The 17640-nt window shown below is 67.5% G+C and carries 15 protein-coding genes and 3 pseudogenes; 11 read left to right on the top strand and 7 right to left on the bottom strand.

The window, feature by feature from the left end; genetic code table 11:
- Window positions 1-128 precede the first annotated feature (128 nt).
- The 4 genes from ACFVFQ_RS31750 (at window position 129) to ACFVFQ_RS31735 (ending at window position 4053) form a co-directional block, all read left to right on the top strand.
- Window positions 129-587 (top strand): pyridoxamine 5'-phosphate oxidase family protein, encoded by a 459-nt coding sequence (locus ACFVFQ_RS31750; RefSeq protein WP_383422666.1) that lies wholly within the window; start codon window positions 129-131, stop codon window positions 585-587.
- 520 nt (window positions 588-1107) lie between these two features.
- Complete coding sequence (locus tag ACFVFQ_RS31745) at window positions 1108-1983, top strand: potassium channel family protein (protein WP_383422664.1); 876 nt, start codon at window positions 1108-1110, stop codon at window positions 1981-1983.
- Window positions 1980-2900, top strand: coding sequence for a DUF305 domain-containing protein (locus tag ACFVFQ_RS31740; protein ID WP_383422662.1), 921 nt, complete (start codon window positions 1980-1982; stop codon window positions 2898-2900). The genes ACFVFQ_RS31745 and ACFVFQ_RS31740 overlap by 4 nt, the downstream gene beginning before the upstream one ends.
- Window positions 2901-3096: 196 nt before the next feature.
- On the top strand, window positions 3097-4053 hold the full coding sequence (locus ACFVFQ_RS31735; RefSeq protein WP_383422660.1) for a ferritin family protein: 957 nt from the start codon (window positions 3097-3099) through the stop codon (window positions 4051-4053).
- Window positions 4054-4113: 60 nt separating this feature from the next.
- Here the strand turns inward: ACFVFQ_RS31735 and ACFVFQ_RS31730 are convergent, their stop codons facing one another.
- The gene (locus tag ACFVFQ_RS31730; protein WP_383422658.1) at window positions 4114-4635 is read right to left on the bottom strand and encodes a DUF2231 domain-containing protein; all 522 of its coding nucleotides are present in this window, start codon (window positions 4633-4635) and stop codon (window positions 4114-4116) included.
- Window positions 4636-5008: 373 nt separating this feature from the next.
- Here ACFVFQ_RS31730 and ACFVFQ_RS31725 point away from each other — a divergent pair, with 373 nt between their 5' ends.
- Both ACFVFQ_RS31725 and ACFVFQ_RS31720 read left to right on the top strand, forming a co-directional pair.
- Entirely contained in the window at window positions 5009-5428 is a 420-nt protein-coding gene (locus ACFVFQ_RS31725; protein ID WP_383422656.1) for a hypothetical protein, read from the top strand.
- 619 nt (window positions 5429-6047) lie between these two features.
- On the top strand, window positions 6048-7010 hold the full coding sequence (locus tag ACFVFQ_RS31720) for a phosphotransferase family protein (RefSeq protein ID WP_383422654.1): 963 nt from the start codon (window positions 6048-6050) through the stop codon (window positions 7008-7010).
- Window positions 7011-7328: 318 nt separating this feature from the next.
- Here ACFVFQ_RS31720 and ACFVFQ_RS31715 read toward each other — a convergent pair.
- Window positions 7329-8128 (bottom strand): IS5 family transposase gene (locus tag ACFVFQ_RS31715; protein WP_383422676.1). Its coding sequence is split into 2 segments (ribosomal slippage): window positions 7329-7795 and window positions 7795-8128, totalling 801 coding nucleotides; the frame shifts between segments, so codons are not numbered across the junction.
- Window positions 8129-8963: 835 nt separating this feature from the next.
- A complete protein-coding gene (locus tag ACFVFQ_RS31710; RefSeq protein WP_383422652.1) occupies window positions 8964-9353 on the bottom strand; it encodes a BlaI/MecI/CopY family transcriptional regulator in 390 nt (129 codons plus the stop codon).
- A 739-nt stretch (window positions 9354-10092) separates the two neighbouring features.
- Between ACFVFQ_RS31710 and ACFVFQ_RS31705 the strand changes: the two genes are divergently transcribed.
- On the top strand, window positions 10093-10590 hold the full coding sequence (locus ACFVFQ_RS31705) for a hypothetical protein (protein WP_383422650.1): 498 nt from the start codon (window positions 10093-10095) through the stop codon (window positions 10588-10590).
- Between the two features lie 74 nt (window positions 10591-10664).
- Window positions 10665-11828, top strand: a complete 1164-nt coding sequence (locus ACFVFQ_RS31700; protein WP_383422674.1) for a hypothetical protein — start codon at window positions 10665-10667, stop codon at window positions 11826-11828.
- Here the strand turns inward: ACFVFQ_RS31700 and ACFVFQ_RS31695 are convergent.
- Window positions 11818-12156: pseudogene (locus ACFVFQ_RS31695) on the bottom strand (transposase); the annotation flags it as partial. The gene ACFVFQ_RS31700 and the pseudogene ACFVFQ_RS31695 overlap by 11 nt on opposite strands.
- A gap of 82 nt (window positions 12157-12238) precedes the next feature.
- Here ACFVFQ_RS31695 and ACFVFQ_RS31690 point away from each other — a divergent pair.
- The 3 genes and pseudogenes from ACFVFQ_RS31690 to ACFVFQ_RS31680 all read left to right on the top strand — a co-directional run bounded on the left by ACFVFQ_RS31690 (window position 12239) and on the right by ACFVFQ_RS31680 (window position 15062).
- Window positions 12239-13039 (top strand): annotated as a pseudogene (locus ACFVFQ_RS31690) (IS5 family transposase).
- A 102-nt stretch (window positions 13040-13141) separates the two neighbouring features.
- A pseudogene (locus ACFVFQ_RS31685) lies at window positions 13142-14545 on the top strand (Hsp70 family protein); the annotation flags it as partial.
- A 166-nt stretch (window positions 14546-14711) separates the two neighbouring features.
- Window positions 14712-15062, top strand: coding sequence for a hypothetical protein (locus ACFVFQ_RS31680; RefSeq protein ID WP_383422680.1), 351 nt, complete (start codon window positions 14712-14714; stop codon window positions 15060-15062).
- Between the two features lie 23 nt (window positions 15063-15085).
- Here ACFVFQ_RS31680 and tgmC read toward each other — a convergent pair whose 3' ends face one another.
- The 3 genes from tgmC to tgmA are packed head-to-tail and all read right to left on the bottom strand — an operon-like array spanning window position 15086 to window position 17552.
- Entirely contained in the window at window positions 15086-16321 is a 1236-nt protein-coding gene (tgmC, locus tag ACFVFQ_RS31675; RefSeq protein WP_383422648.1) for an ATP-grasp peptide maturase system methyltransferase, read from the bottom strand.
- The gene (tgmB, locus tag ACFVFQ_RS31670; protein WP_383422646.1) at window positions 16318-17289 is read right to left on the bottom strand and encodes an ATP-grasp ribosomal peptide maturase; all 972 of its coding nucleotides are present in this window, start codon (window positions 17287-17289) and stop codon (window positions 16318-16320) included. Before tgmB ends, tgmC begins: the two co-directional genes overlap by 4 nt.
- On the bottom strand, window positions 17289-17552 hold the full coding sequence (gene tgmA / locus ACFVFQ_RS31665; protein WP_383422644.1) for a putative ATP-grasp-modified RiPP: 264 nt from the start codon (window positions 17550-17552) through the stop codon (window positions 17289-17291). Before tgmA ends, tgmB begins: the two co-directional genes overlap by 1 nt.
- Between the last annotated feature and the right edge of the window lie 88 nt (window positions 17553-17640).

Genomic DNA, 17640 nt, shown 5'->3' with positions numbered 1-17640 from the left:
GGGGACCGAGGGCGACGCCGGACCGGGTGCGGCGGCTGCCCCGCAGCCGGTGAGCGGCCCCGAACCGCCCTCCGACCGGGGACCACCGGCCCTATCCCACGCAGCCAGGCACCGCGGACGATGCGGGCATGGACTCGGAGAACGGCTTGCGGCCGTTGGATCGCCAGGAGTGCCTGCGCCGTCTGGCGCTGGTGCCCATCGGACGCGTGGTGTACACGCACGACGCGTTGCCCGCGGTCCTGCCGGTCAACTTCTCCCTGGACCAGGACCACGCCGTGGTGTTGCGGACGTCCGCCCTGTCGCGCCTGGCGCACGCCGTCGACGGGGCCGTGGTGGCCTTCGAGGCGGACTGGTTCGACGGGGCCGCACAGTCGGGGTGGAGCGTCAGCGTGATCGGACGGGCCGCGCTGGTCACCGACCCGAAGGAGCAGGAACACCTGCGGGAAGTCGGACTCCGCTCGTGGATGACGGTGGCGCGGGACGCCTTCATCAGGATCGCCCCCGAGCTGGTGACCGGACGCCTGCTGGAAGGGCATCCGCGAGGTGATGAGGAGCGGTGCGCGGCTCGGCTGGCCGATGTCCCATGACGCGGTGGCGAGTTGGAACCACCACCTGCGCCCTCGGCCCCCACCGCGCCGACCTCGTCGAAACGTACTGGCGCTGGGAACGGGACCCCGTTCTCCCGGTCGGCTACGGCCGCCAGGCACCCGAATCCTCACATCACGCACCGAGGGCATGACCCACCAACTCCGCTGCGAGAACCGGCCGTAGCACCCCTTGGAGCTGCCGCGCCGCGGCTGTCGGCCGTACACCCGAGTTGCTGCCCCGTGCCCCCACCGCCCCGACAGGCCCACGGACCTCGCCGTGCCTGCCCCGACGGACTGCCAGCCCGACGTGCCTGCGGACGCCGTTTGTCTTGCCGCGTCAGGAGACGGCCAAGGTTCCCAAGCGCCGCACGTGGGTGGTCGCGTGGGAGGGACCGGGCCACTGCGCGGGCGGGTCACGGGCCGCGTCGTGCTCACCCGTCGGGAGGCGCGAACGCTCGCATGGGGCTGAGGCTGCCCCAGCGTGCGGGAGGCCGCCGCTCCCGGAGGGAAGGGCCAGGGCATGACGTGGCTCGTAACGCTCCTCGGTGCCGCCCTCGTGATGGCCATTCTCCGGGACATGTTCCACACGATCTGGCACCCGACTCGCCACGGCGGCCTGAGCAGGCTGGTGATGACGGGCATGTGGCGCCTGTCCTCACGCCTGAGCGCACGGTGGCGTGCGGCCGGGCTCGCCGGCCCCCTGGGCATGGTCTGCGTCGTCGCGGTGTGGGCACTGACCGTGGCCCTGGGGTGGGCCGTGGTCTACTGGCCACACATGCCGGAGGGCTTCTCGTACTCCTCCGGCCTCGTTCCCGCCGAGCACGCGGGGCCGGATGACGCGCTGTACGTTTCCCTGGTCACGCTCGCCACCCTCGGCCTCGGGGACATCGCACCGGCCGCGGGCTGGCTGCGCGTCGTCGGCCCGATGGAGGCGCTCGTCGGTTTCGCCCTCCTGTCGGCGACCGTGGCCTGGATCCTTGGTATCTACCCCGCCCTGGCCCGCCGCCGCGCACTCGCGCTGCGCCTGGCCCACGTGCGCGGTGGAGTGACCTCCCAGGCACTCGACTCGCAAGGCGGCGCCGCCCTGCTGAACGGCCTGGCTTCGGCCGTCTCGGTCATCACGGTCGACTTCCTCCAGTACGCCGAGTCGTACTACTTCTACGACGGCGACGAGAACATCTCACTGCCCCGACAGATCCTTCACGCCGCCAGCCTCACGGAGCAGGCGATGAACTCCCACCATCCCGACGTTCGGCTCTCCGCCACGATGCTGCGCAGGGCACTGGACGACCTGGCCGCCATCTTGGACGAACTTTTCCTCCACACAGGGGCGACCACAGCCGGCGTCTTCGCCTCGTACGCCTTGGCTCACGGCGACCGTATGGGGCGTCCATGAAAGGAACCGGCCGCCACGCGCACTCGCGCCTGAGCCTTGGGAAGGCCACGTCTGTAGAGACGGGGTGTGCCTGGGTACAGTCGCCCGCGCGACGCCGCGTCGCCAGCCGCCCGCCGCGGTGGCACTTGCCCCGTGTCTACCTGCCCTCCGACGGCTGTTCGTGCGGTCTGCGGTGCGACAAACATCGGTGGCGGCGCGCCACACTGTCCGTGGTCGACTCTCGGGGGTCATACAGATGGGACCCCGTTGTCCCGCTTGTAGGAGTTGGATCCGTGCACCTTTCCCGTACGTTGCGCCGTCGCTGTGTCCTGACAGTCGTTGGAGCGGCAGCGGTCTTGGCCGTGGCCGCTTGCGGTGGGGCCGGTGGGAGCAAGGGCGGTACCAGTTCACCCACCCCTGTGTCCGGTTCGCCGAGCGCTGCCGCGTCCGCCTCCGCGGGGGCGCACAACCAGGCTGATGTCCGGTTCGCCCAGGAGATGACCCCCCATCACCGTCAGGCCGTCGTCATGGCGGACATGGCGCCCAGGCACGGTGCGTCCTCCGAAGTGAAGGCCCTGGCGGAGAAGATCAAGCAGGAGCAAACCCCGGAGATCGACACCATGTCGAACTGGTTGACCTCCTGGGGCGAACGGGTACCGCCGGAGCAGAGCGGCATGGGACCGGGGAGCCCGAGCGGGATGCCCGGCATGATGGGCGAGCGGCAGATGGACGAGCTCCGGAACACCAGGGGCACCAGCTTCGACAAGATGTTCCTGACGATGATGATCGAGCACCACCAGGGTGCGGTGAAGATGGCCGACACCGAGAAACAGCAGGGCTCCTACGGGCCGGCCAAGGACTTGGCAGGCAAGATCGCCACGACGCAGACGGCGCAGATCGCGCAGATGCGCAAGATGCTGGCCGGCAGCACACCCTGAGCCCGCCGCGCGCAATCGGCTCAGGCCGTGGATTGTGGCCCCCGCAGGTGTCGGAATGCGGTGCACCCCTCTCACCTGGGCATTGTCACGGTGGGTGAGGTAAGGCGTCACCCGATCGCCGCGTCGTGATGGCTCGGGGCGTCACTCGTTGGTGTGATGCCTTGGGGGGTTCTCCGGTCCGAGTGTGGAGGTCCGCATGATCCCTTTCTCGATGCGTGCCCTGACGACGCGCACCCTGTCGACGGGTGCCCTGGCCCTTGCGGTCAGTGTGCCCGCGGCTGCCGCCGCCGTGGTGGCCCCCGAGGCGGTTGCGGCGTTGCACGCGCAGACCCGTACCGATCTCGATGCGTCGATGCGGGGCGAGGCGTATGCCTACGCCACCTACTCCCTGTTCGCCGACCGGGCACGCGCCAAGGGCCTGCCGTCGGTGCGGCAACTGTTCCAGCGCACGGCCAAGGTGGAGTTGGGGGAGCACTTCGCTGAGGAGGCCAAGCTCAGTGGTCTGGCCGGCAGTGACGCGGCCAACCTGCAGGCGGCGCTGAAGGGCGAGGAGTACGAATCGCACTCGATGTACCCCACCTTCGCCAGGCAGGCCCGGCAGGACGGCGACAGTGCCGCCGCCAACCTCTTCGAGGAGATCGCCAAGGACGAGGCCGGCCATCACGCTGCGTTCGCCAAGGCGTTGGAGGTCGTCCGCACCGGCAAGGGCACCATCCCGGCGCCGCCCGGCGTCCAACCCGTGACCGTGCGGGAGGGGGCGCCCAAGGTCCGCGCGGCACGGACGAAGCAGAACCTCGACACGGCGCTGCATGGTGAGGCCATGGCCTCAGCCAAGTACACCCAGTTCGCCAAGGCCGCCGCCGCGCACGGCAACCAGGCGCTGGCCCGTCTGTTCACCGGCACCGCCGACGTCGAGCGGCGCGAACACTTCGCCGGCGAGGCGCAGTTGGCCGGCGTCGTCGGCTCCGCCCGCAAGAACCTCACCACCGCCGTCAACGGCGAACAGTACGAGTCCCGCATCATGTACCCCACCTACGCCCGCCAGGCCAAGGCGGCCGGCGACGCCAAGGCCGCGGAGCTCTTCGCGCACAACGCCAAGGACGAGGCCGGCCACGCCCGTGCCTTTGGCAACGCCCGCAACCAACTCCACTGACCCCACGGCCGCAGACGGCCGGGCGGGTCCTGTGCGCTCAGGGCCCGCCCGCGCCGTCGGTCAGCCCTGCTGGCCCAGGCGCCGCTGCACGGGCTGGTGCCATGCCGCCTTCGCGCCCGAATGCCCGGCGTCGTAGACGGTGTAGCCGGCGCCCGCCGCCACCCCCAACGTCACCAGCACCCCCAACAACCGCACCACGAGACGGGGGCCGGCGGACTCACGAGCCTCAGCTCCACCCTCAGGAGCGGAGGGTGTCCTGCTGCGGTAGACCCACCACAGCAGGACGCTCACCACCAACAGCCCCACCGTCCACGGCAACACCTGCTCACCCGCCTCGGCGTGCCGCTCCACCAGATCGTTCTCCCGCACGTGCTCCTCCAGCCACGTGCCCGAGCCCGTGGTGAACGGCACCAGGCCCACACAGACCAGCCCAAGCAGCGGCAGAACCAGGCCGAAGCGGCGCAACACCAAAGGCCAGACGGCGCAGGCCACCGCCGCCACCGCGGTCAGCGGCACCAGCACCACGACGAAGTGAGCGAACAACACGTGCGTGGGAATCCCGTCAAACAGCGAGGTCTGCACGGACCACCTCCTGGAAATCGCGAACGTCCGGGGCTCGGGGCAGGACGTGGTGAGAGGCATCCGTCGGGGCGGGGGACCGATCGCCCGGCAGGGCACCACCCGGCGGAAAAAGCGGCCGAAGACCCTGCCCGTGAAACCGGCGAAGACGGTGGCTGAACGCACCCTCCCCGCTCCGGTCACTGCACCTGACCGAGTCGAAAGGTACGGATGAACGTGCAACAGGCAAGGAAGCACGCCGATCACTGCCCCGGTCGCACCAACCACGAGGAGAGGGCACGCCGCGTTCACCGAGTCCCCTGCTGCCATCGGCCGCAGCACTGACCTGACGCCTCCACGTGCCATAGCCCTTCACATACGCGGCCACTATGGCGACGTGTTGAAGCGTCAACCAATCCAGATGGAGGTGCGATCAACGATGAGCCGATACGTGGTGGTCAACCCCGACGGCAACATGGACATCCGGGAAGCAGCTCTGCAGGAACTGCGGCAGATGGTGAATCCGTACGGCGGCGACACATCCGACTTCGTCATTCACCGTGCGTTCGGACCCAACGCGGGGATGCGTGGGCTCGTTGCGGACACGGCGGGACTGGCCAAGGACCGGTACCCCCCGAACCACCTGGCCGGTCGGCTGATCGACGCTCTGGGCGGGCCGGACCGCTACTGGTTCGGCAGCCTGGCCATCTGCGGCTATCGCCTGGGGATTGACGGAGAGCTCCTGCTGTGCGGGCTCAGCGACAGTCAGCGCCACCTCATCACACAGGTGTATTCAGCCGTCCACGAGCAGGCGTGACCGGTGTCCCGCGGATGGTTCGACCCCGCAGGGCCTCCCGTCACGGCACATACCGTCTGGAGACCGAGGGTGCTCCCTCTCCATGGACTCGCCCGCGTTCTCGGAGGCGGCTTGGTTAGCTAAGCGGGGAACGTGGACGCACGCTAGGACGGCGTTTCCGGTTGCCGAGGAGACGGGTGGGCCTACCAACGGTCCGTGAAGGCCGCCAATCAGCACTGATGCGGTGGGCCGGTCAGGACAGGCCATTGTTCTGAGCGGGATCGTCGAGCAGGTAGGCGATCTTGGGGCAAGGGCTGATCCTCCGGGGTCTCGGTCACGTCCCCGTCCTTCTGACGCGATCCCAGCGTGCAGCACTCCCACCGACGGTCGAGATGCCGTCCGACTTCTCGTTCTTCCTCGCTGGCATCCTCCGTTTGACAGCGGTCAAGATCGTTTCCCCGCGTACGGCCAGCAACTCCCCGCTGGCAGTCCCCACCGGCGGCCAGTTCAACTCCTCGCTCCGCGTGCGTTGGAAACGGTGCGTAGCTGCTCGGGAGCTCGCGCCTGGGCACCGCCGCGTCAGGTCGCTTGGTCACCCCACCGGGAAGCTCTACGGTCGTGGCGTGGCGGGATACCCGAAATGAGATGGCTGGCTGAGTGCTCGGCCGAGGCGCTCGGCGATGCACTGAGGGGCGTGGCACCGGAGCTGAACGGATATCCGGTGATGGTCTCTGCACCGGCGGGCGGCGGCCCGCTGTGGCACAAGTCCAGCACGGTCGTCGGCGAGCAGTTCGTCGTGAAGTTCGCATGGTCACGACCTGCCGCCCTCCGCTTGGCGCGGGAGATCGGCGTCCTGGCTGCGCTGTCGCGCGAGCCGGCAGTCCCGTTCCTGCCCGAGATCGTCGCCAGCAGCACCGACCCCGTGCTCCTGGTCACCAGGCTCGTGCCCGGGGCGTCTTTGTACCAGGTCGTCGACTCGATCAACCGGGATCAGGCTGGACGGAAGCTGGCACGGTTCTTGGCAGCCCTGCACCACCCGTCGGCCGGCCAGCGCGCGCAGGCCGCTGTCGGCAAACTCACCGGCGCTCAGCTCCCGCCCGTCACCACCACCGCCCTCCGCGATCGGCTGGCGCGCTATATCCGGCCGGAGCAGCACCGTACCGTCATGCGCTGGTGCGACTGGGCCGACGCCGCACTGGCCTCCCCTGGCCCGGCCGTGCTCGTACACGGCGACCTGCACGGCGACAACCAGGTGTGGGACCACGACGAACTCCGGCTCGTGGTGGACTTCGAGACCGTCGGGGCCGCCGAGCCGGAATACGACCTGCGCGCCCTCCCCGGCCCTGGGATCGGCCCGGGTGTGGAGCTGCTGACCGCCGTCATGCGGCACTACCAGCAGCTCACCGGACGGCGGCTCTCTCCCGACCGGGTGATGGCCTGGCATCTGCGCAACGCCCTGGGCGATGCGCTGTGGCGCAGCGAGGCCGGTATCCCCCTGCCCGACCATCGGACACCACCGGAGTGGGTTGAGGACCTGGCCGCCCGCTTCATCGCGCTGGGCATCAACCCGGAGGCGCCACCGGAACTATCCAGCCGGGCATGATGCCGCGCCGACGTTCGGTCCGGCCGCGGCCCTGGTCCGCCAGCGGTGAGACCCTGCGATCGGGGTGACTGATCTCCGTCACTGGCGGTGAGTTTTCCCGTGGCCACTTGACTCCCCGTCAGGCGGCCGTGGTTGGGGAAGGCTAACTGGCCACCAACATCCGTTTACTCACCCTGGGGGCCAACCGGCAGCGGGGGCTCCTGGCCGCCACTCGTGTCAGCGTGCGGGGGACAGCCGCCAGTGGTCTCAAACCGATTGTCGCGGCGTGGTGGCAGAGCCTCCGCGCCCGAACATCCGCACGAGCTATAAGGCGTCGTTTCATTTGGTGAGTCGGCGGTAGCTGATGAGGGCTGCGGCTATGCCGACGAAGGCGAGGAAGTGCTCGGCCTTGCGTTCGTAGCGGCGGTGCAGGCGCCGGCATCCGGCGAGCCAGGACACGGTCCGTTCGGCGACCCAGCGGTGGCGCCCAAGACGTTGCGACGTCTCGATGCCCTTGCGGGCGATGCGGTGCCGGATTCTCCGTTCGCCCAGCCATCGCCGCAGGTGGTCGTAGTCATAGCCCTTGTCTGCGTGGAGCTTGTCCGGGCGTCGGCGTCGTGGTCCGCGGCGCGAGCGGATGGGCGGGATACCGCGAACGAGAGGCTTCAAGCCGAGGCTGTCGTGCATGTTGGCACCGGAGATACCCAGTGACAGGGGCAGTCCGTTCCGGTCCGTGATCAGGTGAATCTTCGATCCACTCTTGCCACGGTCGGTCGGATTCGGTCCGGTCAGCGGCCCCCTTTTGCCGCCCGGACGCTGACCGAGTCGATCGCACACCGCGACCAGTCCAGTTCACCGCGGACGCCGAGCTCGTCGAGGAGGACGCGGTGGAGCCGGGCCCAGACCCGCTGCGCGCTCCACTGGGCGAACCTCCGGTAGACCGTCTGCCAGCAAGGCCCGAAGACCGGTGGGAGCTGCCGCCAGGCGCAGCCCGACGTGGCCACGAAGACGATCGCTGCCAGGGCCTCGCGATCACCCGCCCGTCGACGGCCCCCGCCCTGCGGGCGTATCACCTCAGTCGGAGGCACCACCCGCCGAAACAGTTCCCACAACTCGTCCGGCACCAGCCGCTCAACCAGATCCGCCACGAACCGTTCAACGACCGCAAGCGCCAAAAGAAACGACGTCTAAGAGCGAGCCCGGCCCTGGACTGCGCACCTACTCTGCCCAACACCCTTGGCAACGGCGGCATCCTCGCCCCCCGGCGAACGCACCACCGCATCACCCGCACCCTGCCTGACGCCCACACTGAACCGGACGGGCACCGTCCTCCTCATCGGCGCCGGAAAATCCGCCCAGACCGCCGCCCGCGACCTCGCCATCCTCCCCGGCACCCGCGTCGAGTGGGCAGTCTGCAGCCAAGCCCCCGACTAAGGCGCAATCCCCGACGACATCCTCCCCGGGCGCCAACAACTCGTGGAGATCTCCCAGGCGTTCACCGACGGCACGCACGACAGCGTCACCGTCCACCGCGGCGCCCACGTCCAGGCCCTGTGCTGGCCGCCGACACCACGATGAGGTCGCCCGCGGCCGGCCCGGTCCGGACCGGGGCGAGCGCCCGCACCGCACGCCTCCTGCGCAGCACCACAACCACAGTCCGTACGCACAGCGCGACCAGGGCCACCGCTGCCACCGCACCGACCCGACGGGGGGATGGAGTCGTCGGCGGCCAGCGCCGCGGCGTCGCGGTGGAACAGTGCCACGGCCTCGCCGGTGCGGCCGAGGCCACCCACCGCGAGCACGACCAACCCGGTCACGGTGGCGACGGCGGCGGTGGCGATCAGCATCGCCGAGGCACACGCCACATGAGCGGGAGCAAGAGCGCGGGTCGCCCGGGGGCCGACCGCGGCTACCGCGGCCGAGGCGAGCAACAGCAGGTAAGCAGTGGTGTGCACGCTTTCCGTCCCCCGTCCGTCAGTCGGCGGATTCGAGCAGCGCGCGCAGCACGGCCTGGTCGTCGGCATCGAGGGTCTCCACGAAGTGCTGCAACACCTCGGTACGGCCCGGCACGCGGTGCAATGCATCGTTCATCTGCTGTGCCGCCGCCTCGGCGGGGCCGCGTCGGGGCAGGTAGGCATGGGCCCGGCCGGCCGCCTCGCGGTCGAGCAGACCCTTGGCGTACAGGCGCCCGAGCACCGTGAGCACCGTCCGGTAGGCCAACTCCCGCCCCAGCTCGTGCTGTACCTGCCCGGCGGTCAACGGCTCATCCGAGGCCCACAGCACCGCCATCACCTCGGCCTCCAAAGCACCGGCCGATCTCCGTGCTCCCCGGGCCTCACGTTCCGCCCTCCTGCCCAACGGCACAAGCCCACCCCTTCTCGCCGCCCCAGGAGGGCGCCGTGGCCCGGGCGGCCGTCCTTGCGTCCCACCGGCGCCAGCAGCCCGCGGACATAGTCCCGCATCCGCCGGCGCAGATCCACCCGGGCAAAGCGGCCCGCCACCCGAGCGAACACCGCCTCCAACTCACGCTGCCACTGGTCGACTTCGACTATCGCCTCCATACCCGGACAACGACAACCACCAGCTCAGGACATGAAATCTGACTGGAGTACTAAGAACCCGTCCTTGGGGCCTACGGCATTCCGCAGAGCCTTCCGGCGCCCAAGATGGAGTCGGCGGGCTCCGACTGGCTCACCAACCCCGTCACACAGGAGCGTTGGGGCCTCGCTACATCAGGGATCGCTACGGCGACCCTGCACGTGCCTGGGAGTTCTGGAAGCGCAACCACTGGTACGCCGAGGGAACCAGGAGCGCATCGCCGGGCCTCGCACTCGTCGGTGAGCAGGGGCCGGAGTTGATCGAGATGCGTGGTGGCGAGCGCGTACACAACGCTCGTGGCACTGCCTCCCTCTTGGGAGGACGTCACGTCACGATCAACATCACAGCAGCTCCGGACGTGCCAAACGAAGAGACCGTGATGCGCGCCCTGGAGCGAGCACACCTCATGTACGGCTTGTAGGTCCAACGTCGGTTCGTCATCCGCCAGTTCATCACTGCCACTCGTGCCATCCTTGATGGTCCTTGCTGGTGAGGGAGAGGGCGGATGGCGTCCGACGCGAACAACAAGATCACCCAATCGTCAGTGCACGGCGTTGTAGTTCAAGGGCGAGACATAAACCAGATTAACGTCGTCAACACGACAGATACGGTTTCCGTCGAGACGGAGATCTGGCGCCACCGCTATAAGGCGTGCACGGACTTGTTTTGCGACTGGCAGGCATTCCACGACTCGCTAGAGAGGTACCTATATGAGTGGCAAAGTGGTGATCAACCAAAAGGGGCTAGCCTTCTGCCGGGCAAGCTAGAGGCCCTGGGGCGCCATTCGGCGACCTTGCAGGTGCTGGGCCTGTATCGGTTTGATTTCACTATCATGCTGGGGTGGGCAGAGGGAATCCTCGGGTTGATCGATATCGCACCTCAGCATCGGGAGGTTTACCGCACCGATAGGGCATGCATCGAGGAAGCTTCGAGAAGTTTTAAGATTGTCGAAAACATCATGATCCAGATGGAAATCCACATCCGCAAAGTCCTTGGAACTTAAACCATCCTCACCAGGAGGTGCCATTGGGTGACTACAGAATAGTCGTACGCGACCAACAGCTCTCGCCAATTGGCATGGTAGACGATTGCATCGAGTTCAACGCAATTCTGAAGCACTGCGATACCGGCCAGTGGGCATTGAAGATGAACGCCGGCCTCCCACACGCCAAGCTCTTTCAGCACGGACACAGAATCGTCGTATACCGCGAAGGCGTAGACCGGCCCATCATGTCCGGGCAGCTTCAGGGGATTCAGGAATATTGGACCGTTGACACAGATAGTGGCGATGGGGCGTTCTTCTTCACGGGTTCGGACGAAAATGCAATTATCCAGGCCCACATTGCCTACCCTGACACTTTCGTTCCGCTGGACAAGCAGCCCCGCACCGCGGACGCACAGGCCAACCTCAGGTCCTCACACGCTCTCCAGGCCGTCATCAACCGCAATTGTGGAACTCAGTCTCTTGACGATCGTCGACCGTATGGCTATGCGACTCCCACCTATGACGGTGAGTGGAAGTACGACGAATACGCGCCTGTGGCGCCGTACACTTTGCGTTCCGACAATCTACGAGATGACGTCAAGGCCATTGCGGAAGCGGGTGGGCTCGACTGGAGGAACCTCTACGATCCTGATAGCCGCACCATTCGGCTGGAGACTTACCAGGTACGGGATCGTGGCGATCCCGTCCGCTTCTCTCCCGAGCTGGGGAACCTCAAAGAGGTTGTCTACAGCATGACCGCTCCGAAGGTGACCCGCGCCATTGTGGTGGCACAGGGTGAGGGTCGCAAACGCTTCATCAAGGCGTACGTGGACAAGGACGCCGAAGCGTACTGGGGCATCAAGGCAGAGACCTTCGTTGATGCTCGTGATATTCCCCTGAAGAAGGGGCCAAACGGCGAACCTGTCCTCGTCAAGGAGACGGATGTCGGCACCACCATACAAAGCGCCATGGCCGTACTCGATCAGCCGGGCCATGAAGCACTCAACCAAGGTCAAGCCACCGGAAATTTGCAGCGCTACCCAATCGACACTCCGCAGTGCACATTCGGTCGAGACTGGTGGCTGGGCGACACCGTGACATGCGTCGTCGACGGCACCGTCCATAAAGATATCGTCCGCCAGGTCACCATTTCCGATACGGCCGACGGCTCGACCATCACGCCCAATATTGGCAATCAAGGCACAGATAACCCGACCAATGCTTTCGGGGAGATCAAGACCCTTCCCGGACGCTGACCGAGTCGATCGCACACCGCGACCAGTCCAGTTCACCGCGGACGCCGAGCTCGTCGAGGAGGACGCGGTGGAGCCGGGCCCAGACCCGCTGCGCGCTCCACTGGGCGAACCTCCGGTAGACCGTCTGCCAGCAAGGCCCGAAGACCGGTGGGAGCTGCCGCCAGGCGCAGCCCGACGTGGCCACGAAGACGATCGCTGCCAGGGCCTCGCGATCACCCGCCCGTCGGCGGCCCCCGCCCTGCGGGCGTATCACCTCAGTCGGAGGCACCACCCGCCGAAACAGTTCCCACAACTCGTCCGGCACCAGCCGCTCAACCAGATCCGCCACGAACCGTTCAACGACCGCAAGCGCCAAAAGAAACGACGTCTAAAGACTGTGTCCTATGTGGCGATGGCTCGTTGGGCTGAACATGGGGCGGAGTACGTGGAGTTGGATTGTTCCAGATGGGTTGTGGGAGATCGCGAGGTCGCTGTCTCATCAGGCGTGCCCTGCGACCGCACCTTCGACGGAGGGACGCTGTTCGCGGCGATCATCTATGTGTTGGTCAGCGGTTGCGCCTGGCGTGCGTTGCCGCCTTGTTTCGGAGTTTCCAAGTCCACGGCTCACCGCCGGTTTCTGATCTGGTCCAGAGCTGGAGCGTGGGGTCGCCTGCACGAGGCCGTCCTTCATCGGCTCGACGACGCAGGCTTGATCGACGTGACTCGTGTGGTGCTGAATTCCGCCCACGTCAGGGCTAAAAGGGGGCGAACACACAGGTCCGAGTACCGTGGACCGGGGAAAGCCGGGTTCCAAGATGCACGTTCTGTCGGACGCGAACGGACTGCCCCTTCTCGTCGGCGTCTCCGCCGCCAACGTCCACGACAGCGAAGGACTGAAGCCGATGGTCGCCGGTCACCAAACGAGACACGACCCCCACCGCGGCCGGTACTTCAAACCCCAACGCCTCCACGCGGACAAGGCTTACGACCCCCCTCACCTACGGAAATGGCTCCGCGGCAAGCGCATCGACGTCCGCATCGCACGCAAAGGCATCGAGTCCAGCGAACGCCTGGGGCGGCGACGTTGGGTGATCGAGCGCACCATGTCCTGGCTGACTGGATACCGCAGGCTCAGCCCCCGCCACGAACGCGACCCCCGCAACTACCTGGCCGCTCTCGGCCTCGCCGCAGCCCTCTGCTGCTACAAACGTCTGATCCGCCTCACCACATAGGACATGGTCTAAAAGACGTGAGGGGCCCTTGCTGGCGAGGAAGGTTCACTATCGGATCCCGTGCACGCTGCCTTAGCCTTCTGCGAGATCGACAACAACGCCATGGTGGTTGAGGGGGAAACGGCGATGCCGAGTGTGCTGGGAATCGATCTGGGGACCGCCTTTTCGACGGTCTGCGCTGTGGTGGACGGCAAGCCTGTCGTCGTCCCGAATGCCGAGGGACGTCACAGCACACCCTCCGTCGTCGCGTTCACGCCCGACGGCGCAGTGCTGACTGGCGAATCTGCCCGCCGGCAGGCCACCGTGAATCCCTCACGCACATTCGACGCTGTCAGACGCAACTTGGGGACGGACTGTCCGTCGAGATCAACGGACAGTCCCGCACCGCACCGCAGATCGCCTCGCTGCTGCTGTGTGCGCTGAAGAAGGACGCGGAAGCATTCCTGCAAGATGAGGTGACCGGGGCGGTGTTCACCGTACCGGTCGGATTCGGCCTCGCCCAGCGGCAGGCGCTGCGTGAGGCGGCTGCACTGGCGGGTCTCCACGTGCTGCGCCTGTCCTATGAAAACGCCTGCGTGGGCGTGGGGTTGGACCTGCCCGAGGGCTACTGCGAGGAGCTGGCGATCGTCCGGCTCGGCGCCGGGACCTTCGACGTCAGCGTCCTCGACATGGACTGCACCGGCGGAGAGAAGATCGCCATCGTGCACGCCCTGCGCGGCGACCGCCAACTGGGCGGTGACGACTGGGACCGGGCGCTGGCCGGGCATCTGGTCCGCCGGTGTCAGGAGCGGCACGATGTGGATGTGTCCCAGGACGCGGCGGCCGTGGGGCGGCTGCGGGAAGCGGCCCAGGACGGAGCTGTCCTCGTCGTCCCAGGTGACGGTTGAGGTGCCCTATCTCGCCACCGGCCCCGAAGGGTCCGTCCACCTCGAAGAGCTCGTGACCCGGGACGTGTTCGAAGAGATCACCGCCGGGCTGCGGGAGCGCCTCGCGCAGCTCGTCCCCCGGGTGATCAAGGGCCGGGGAGCGATAGGGACCGGGCAGGGGCCGGTCCTGCTGACGGGCGGCACGGCTCGGATGCCTGCCGTGGTGGACATGGTGCGCGGCCTGTTTCCCGGGCGCACCATCCGCACGCTGACCGGCGCGGAAGCGGCAAGGGGTGCCGCCGTGCAGGCCGCCCAGCGCGTCTTCGCACGCCAGGACGTGCTGTTGGTGGACTCGGTCCCCACCTCGCTCGGCATCACGACCGAGGGCGGCACGCTAACCGTGCTAGTCAAACAGGGCGATCCCCGGCCGTCCACCGGGACGGAGTACTTCACTCCTGCCGAACCGGTGCCCGAGGACGGCTCCCGCGCCGTCACCTTCGACGCGTACGAGACCGACGACGCACGGCCTCGCCCCACGACTCAACAGCTTCTGGGAAAAGTGGAGTTGACACACCTACGGACGCCACGCCGCAAAAGCGTGGACATCGCGGTCACCGCCACGGTGGACCTCGACGGGGAGATGGAGGTGACTGCCGAAGACATCGACACCGGACAACAATGGCATCTCAATTCCGACCCTATGCCGACACCCCGGCCCTCTGCTTCGCATGCCATCTCGCTGACCCACAAGCCGCTGTCCTCCTCGAAAGAGACCCCCGCAGCGCGCCCAGGAGCGCGGCCCCAGAGTGCCTCCACGGTCCACGAGCCTGCTGATCGAGCTGCGGGCGGGCCTGCCGGGACGCACCGAACAACAGGCGGTCGAACTCCTGGATGCGAAGAAGGCCCACGTCAGCCCCGAAGACATGCCGCTCGGCCTGGGCTCCATGGGCTGCCTGATCCTCCTCGCCGTCATCGCGGGGTTCCTGATGACCGGAACCGGCGCCATGGCCCTGGCGCATCCGTCAAACAACGTGGGAAGCCCCGTACTGCTGATTCCCGGGATCATCCTGTTCGGCGGCGGCATATGGGCGAAGTCGTCCCTCAACCGAAGGATCGTCCCGCACCTCGCACGTATGCCCCGCCGGGATGAGCAGTGACCGGAACCTCCGTCAGACCGGGGTCAGGCCGTGAGCGGGGAGTGGGGGTGCTTCCAGCGGAGTACGGCGTTCGCTCCGCCGAGCCAGTAGGAGCGGTTGTCGTTGGTGATCTGTTGGCCGCCGATCCAATAGGCGTGTGTCTTGGGGGTGATGGCGAGCCGGACTGAGGTGATGTCGGGTTTGCCGGCGTCGTGCCAGGCGGTCAGTGTGGTTTCGATGGCGTCCCAGATGGCGACGGGGCCGCCTTGGCGGACGGTCCAGTGGTCTCCGTCGGCGGTGAGGGCGGCGAATGCCTCGCGGCCCGTGTCGAACAGGTACACCGTCTCTCGGCTGTCGCTGACCGCTCGCACGAGTTGGGCGCCCGGGGCGGCGAGTTGGGCGAGGAAGGCCGGCATCCAGTCATTCAGCATGTCGGGGGACAGGCTGGTTTTCCGCTCCGTGTCGGCGTAGAAGGCGCGGGCGGTCAGGTCCCCGGAGAGGGGGACGGCGGCCTCCGCGCGGGCGGGCATGAACGAGGAGCGGCCGGTGATGCGGCCCTCGGCGGTGCCGTCGTCGTTGACGGTGAGTTTGGCCAGACCGGTGCCGTAGGACCAGGCGCTGGGGCCGACGGTGGCCAGGATGATGCCGCCGGGCTTGGTCTGGCGTACCCAGGCGTACGGGATCCGGCGGAGGGCGCAGGTGGCAATGGTGCGGTCGTAGGGGGCCCGGTGGGGGTGGCCTAGGAGGCCGTCGCCGGTGACGGTCCAGGTGGAGTACCCGGCTGCCTCCAGGGCGTTGTCCGCCCGCTGAGCCACGTCGGGGTCCACTTCCACGCTGGTGACGTTGTCCTCCCCCAGGCGGTGGCAGAGCAGGGCGGTGGAGTATCCGGTCCCGGTGCCGATCTCCAGGACGCTCATGCCGTCTTCCACGTCCAGGGCTTCGCTCATGCCGATCACGGTGGAGGGCATCGTGGAGGAGGAGGTGGGGAAGCCGGTCACGGTACCGGTGGCTTTGTCGGCGGTCAGGTGACCATCGATCTGGGTCACCCAGGATTCGTTCTGGTAGACGAGGGCCAACCACTCGTCCACGTCGGCGTCCGGGCGCACGGGGGTGTATTCGTGGCCGCGGGGGCCGGGGGCGCCCTTGAAAAAGGAGGGGAGAAAGAGTTCCCGGGGAACTGCTTCAACGGCGGCGCGCCATGCGGCGGACTTCAACACGCCGCCGTGCGCGAGGCCGTTGGCCAGGTCGTGGCGGAGGCCGGCGGAGTCGGGTGTGGTCACGGAGTGGCTCCTTGCTCCAGGAGGTCAGCGAACGCTGCGGCGATGGGCAGTTCGGTCTCGTCCTCCAACCAACCCCATTGGCCGTTGGGGTTCAGCTCCAACCAGTGGAGGTCACCGTCAGGGGTGATGCACAGGTCGAAACTGCCGGAGGCCAGGCCGAAATGGCGCAGGTGGGCGGTCAGGGCCCCTTCCACTTCAGAGGGGAGGGCCATGGGCGTGTAGGTCAGGGCGCTGTAGTCCGCGCGCCAGTCCAACAGGTCGGAGTCGATCCGGACGGCGAACACCTGGGGGCCGACGACGACCACCCGCACGTCCGCGGCCTTGGGGACCTGTGCTTGGAACAGGTGCGGGGTCACGGTGACGCGTTCGTCTACTTCGTCGGCCGTGACGGGCTCGGTCCAGGTGGTCAGGCCCACGCCGTCGTCCCGGCAGTAGGGGGTCCAGCGGAGCGTCTTGAAGATCACGGGGCTGTGTTCGGTGATGAACTCCCGGATGTTCTCAAGGTCGTTGGAGATCAGTGTGGGCGGAACGGTCAGGCCCAGCCGTTGGGCGACGGCCAGTTGGAGAGGTTTGTGTTCGGCGGCGCGGTTGCTCAGGGGGTGGTTGACGTAGCGGCAGTTCGGTAGGGCGAACAGCGTGCCGCCGAGTCCGTGTCGAACCTGGGCCTCTGCGTAGCGAGCGTCGGGGGCGTCTAGGTGGTCGAAGGTTGGCCAGTTGGGGCGGCGCCAGTACATGGACCGAACCCCTTCCAAGGTGGTGTCCCTGTAAGGGGTACGGAGGTTGCCGGCCGGAGTGACCGGGCGGTCCGTGCTGGCGCCGAACCGGGCCGAGATGGAAAGCCGGTCGCCGATGTCGGAGGGGTCGAACCGTACGACGGGAACACCGCGCTTGTTGAGTTCGGTGATCACCATGTCGGCGGTTACGTCGTCCACTTCGGTGACGACCGCGACCGGTTCAGCGTCGGTCATTAGTCCTGCTCGCTGTCCTGGTCGTGGTCGGTGTCGTTACGGCTGTCCTCGTTCGTGGACTGGGGGGTGGTCTCGGTGCCCTTGGACGTTCCGTGCCTGCCCATCTCCACGACGCCGCCCCGTGCGTCGCGGAACACGGTGGTCTGCGTGGCGGGGTCGAGGTCGGCGGTGGCGTAACCGGGCTGGTGCGCGCGGGGGTAGGGGCGCATCCTGCTGATTCCCCAGGGGATGACGCGCGGGTGTTCCGGTGCAGTGGCCTGCATGGTTTCCCTTCCTGTTGTGAAGCGCGCGGGCGCTTCCGCGTTCTTCCTAGTGGGATTTGCTGGCCCGCTCCAGAGCCGAGTTCCGGTC

The sequence above is a fragment of the Streptomyces sp. NPDC057743 genome, from assembly GCF_042798755.1.
Lineage (GTDB): Bacteria > Actinomycetota > Actinomycetes > Streptomycetales > Streptomycetaceae > Streptomyces.
Note: the sequence above shows the minus strand (reverse complement) of the source record. Positions and strands in the feature narration are given on the sequence as shown.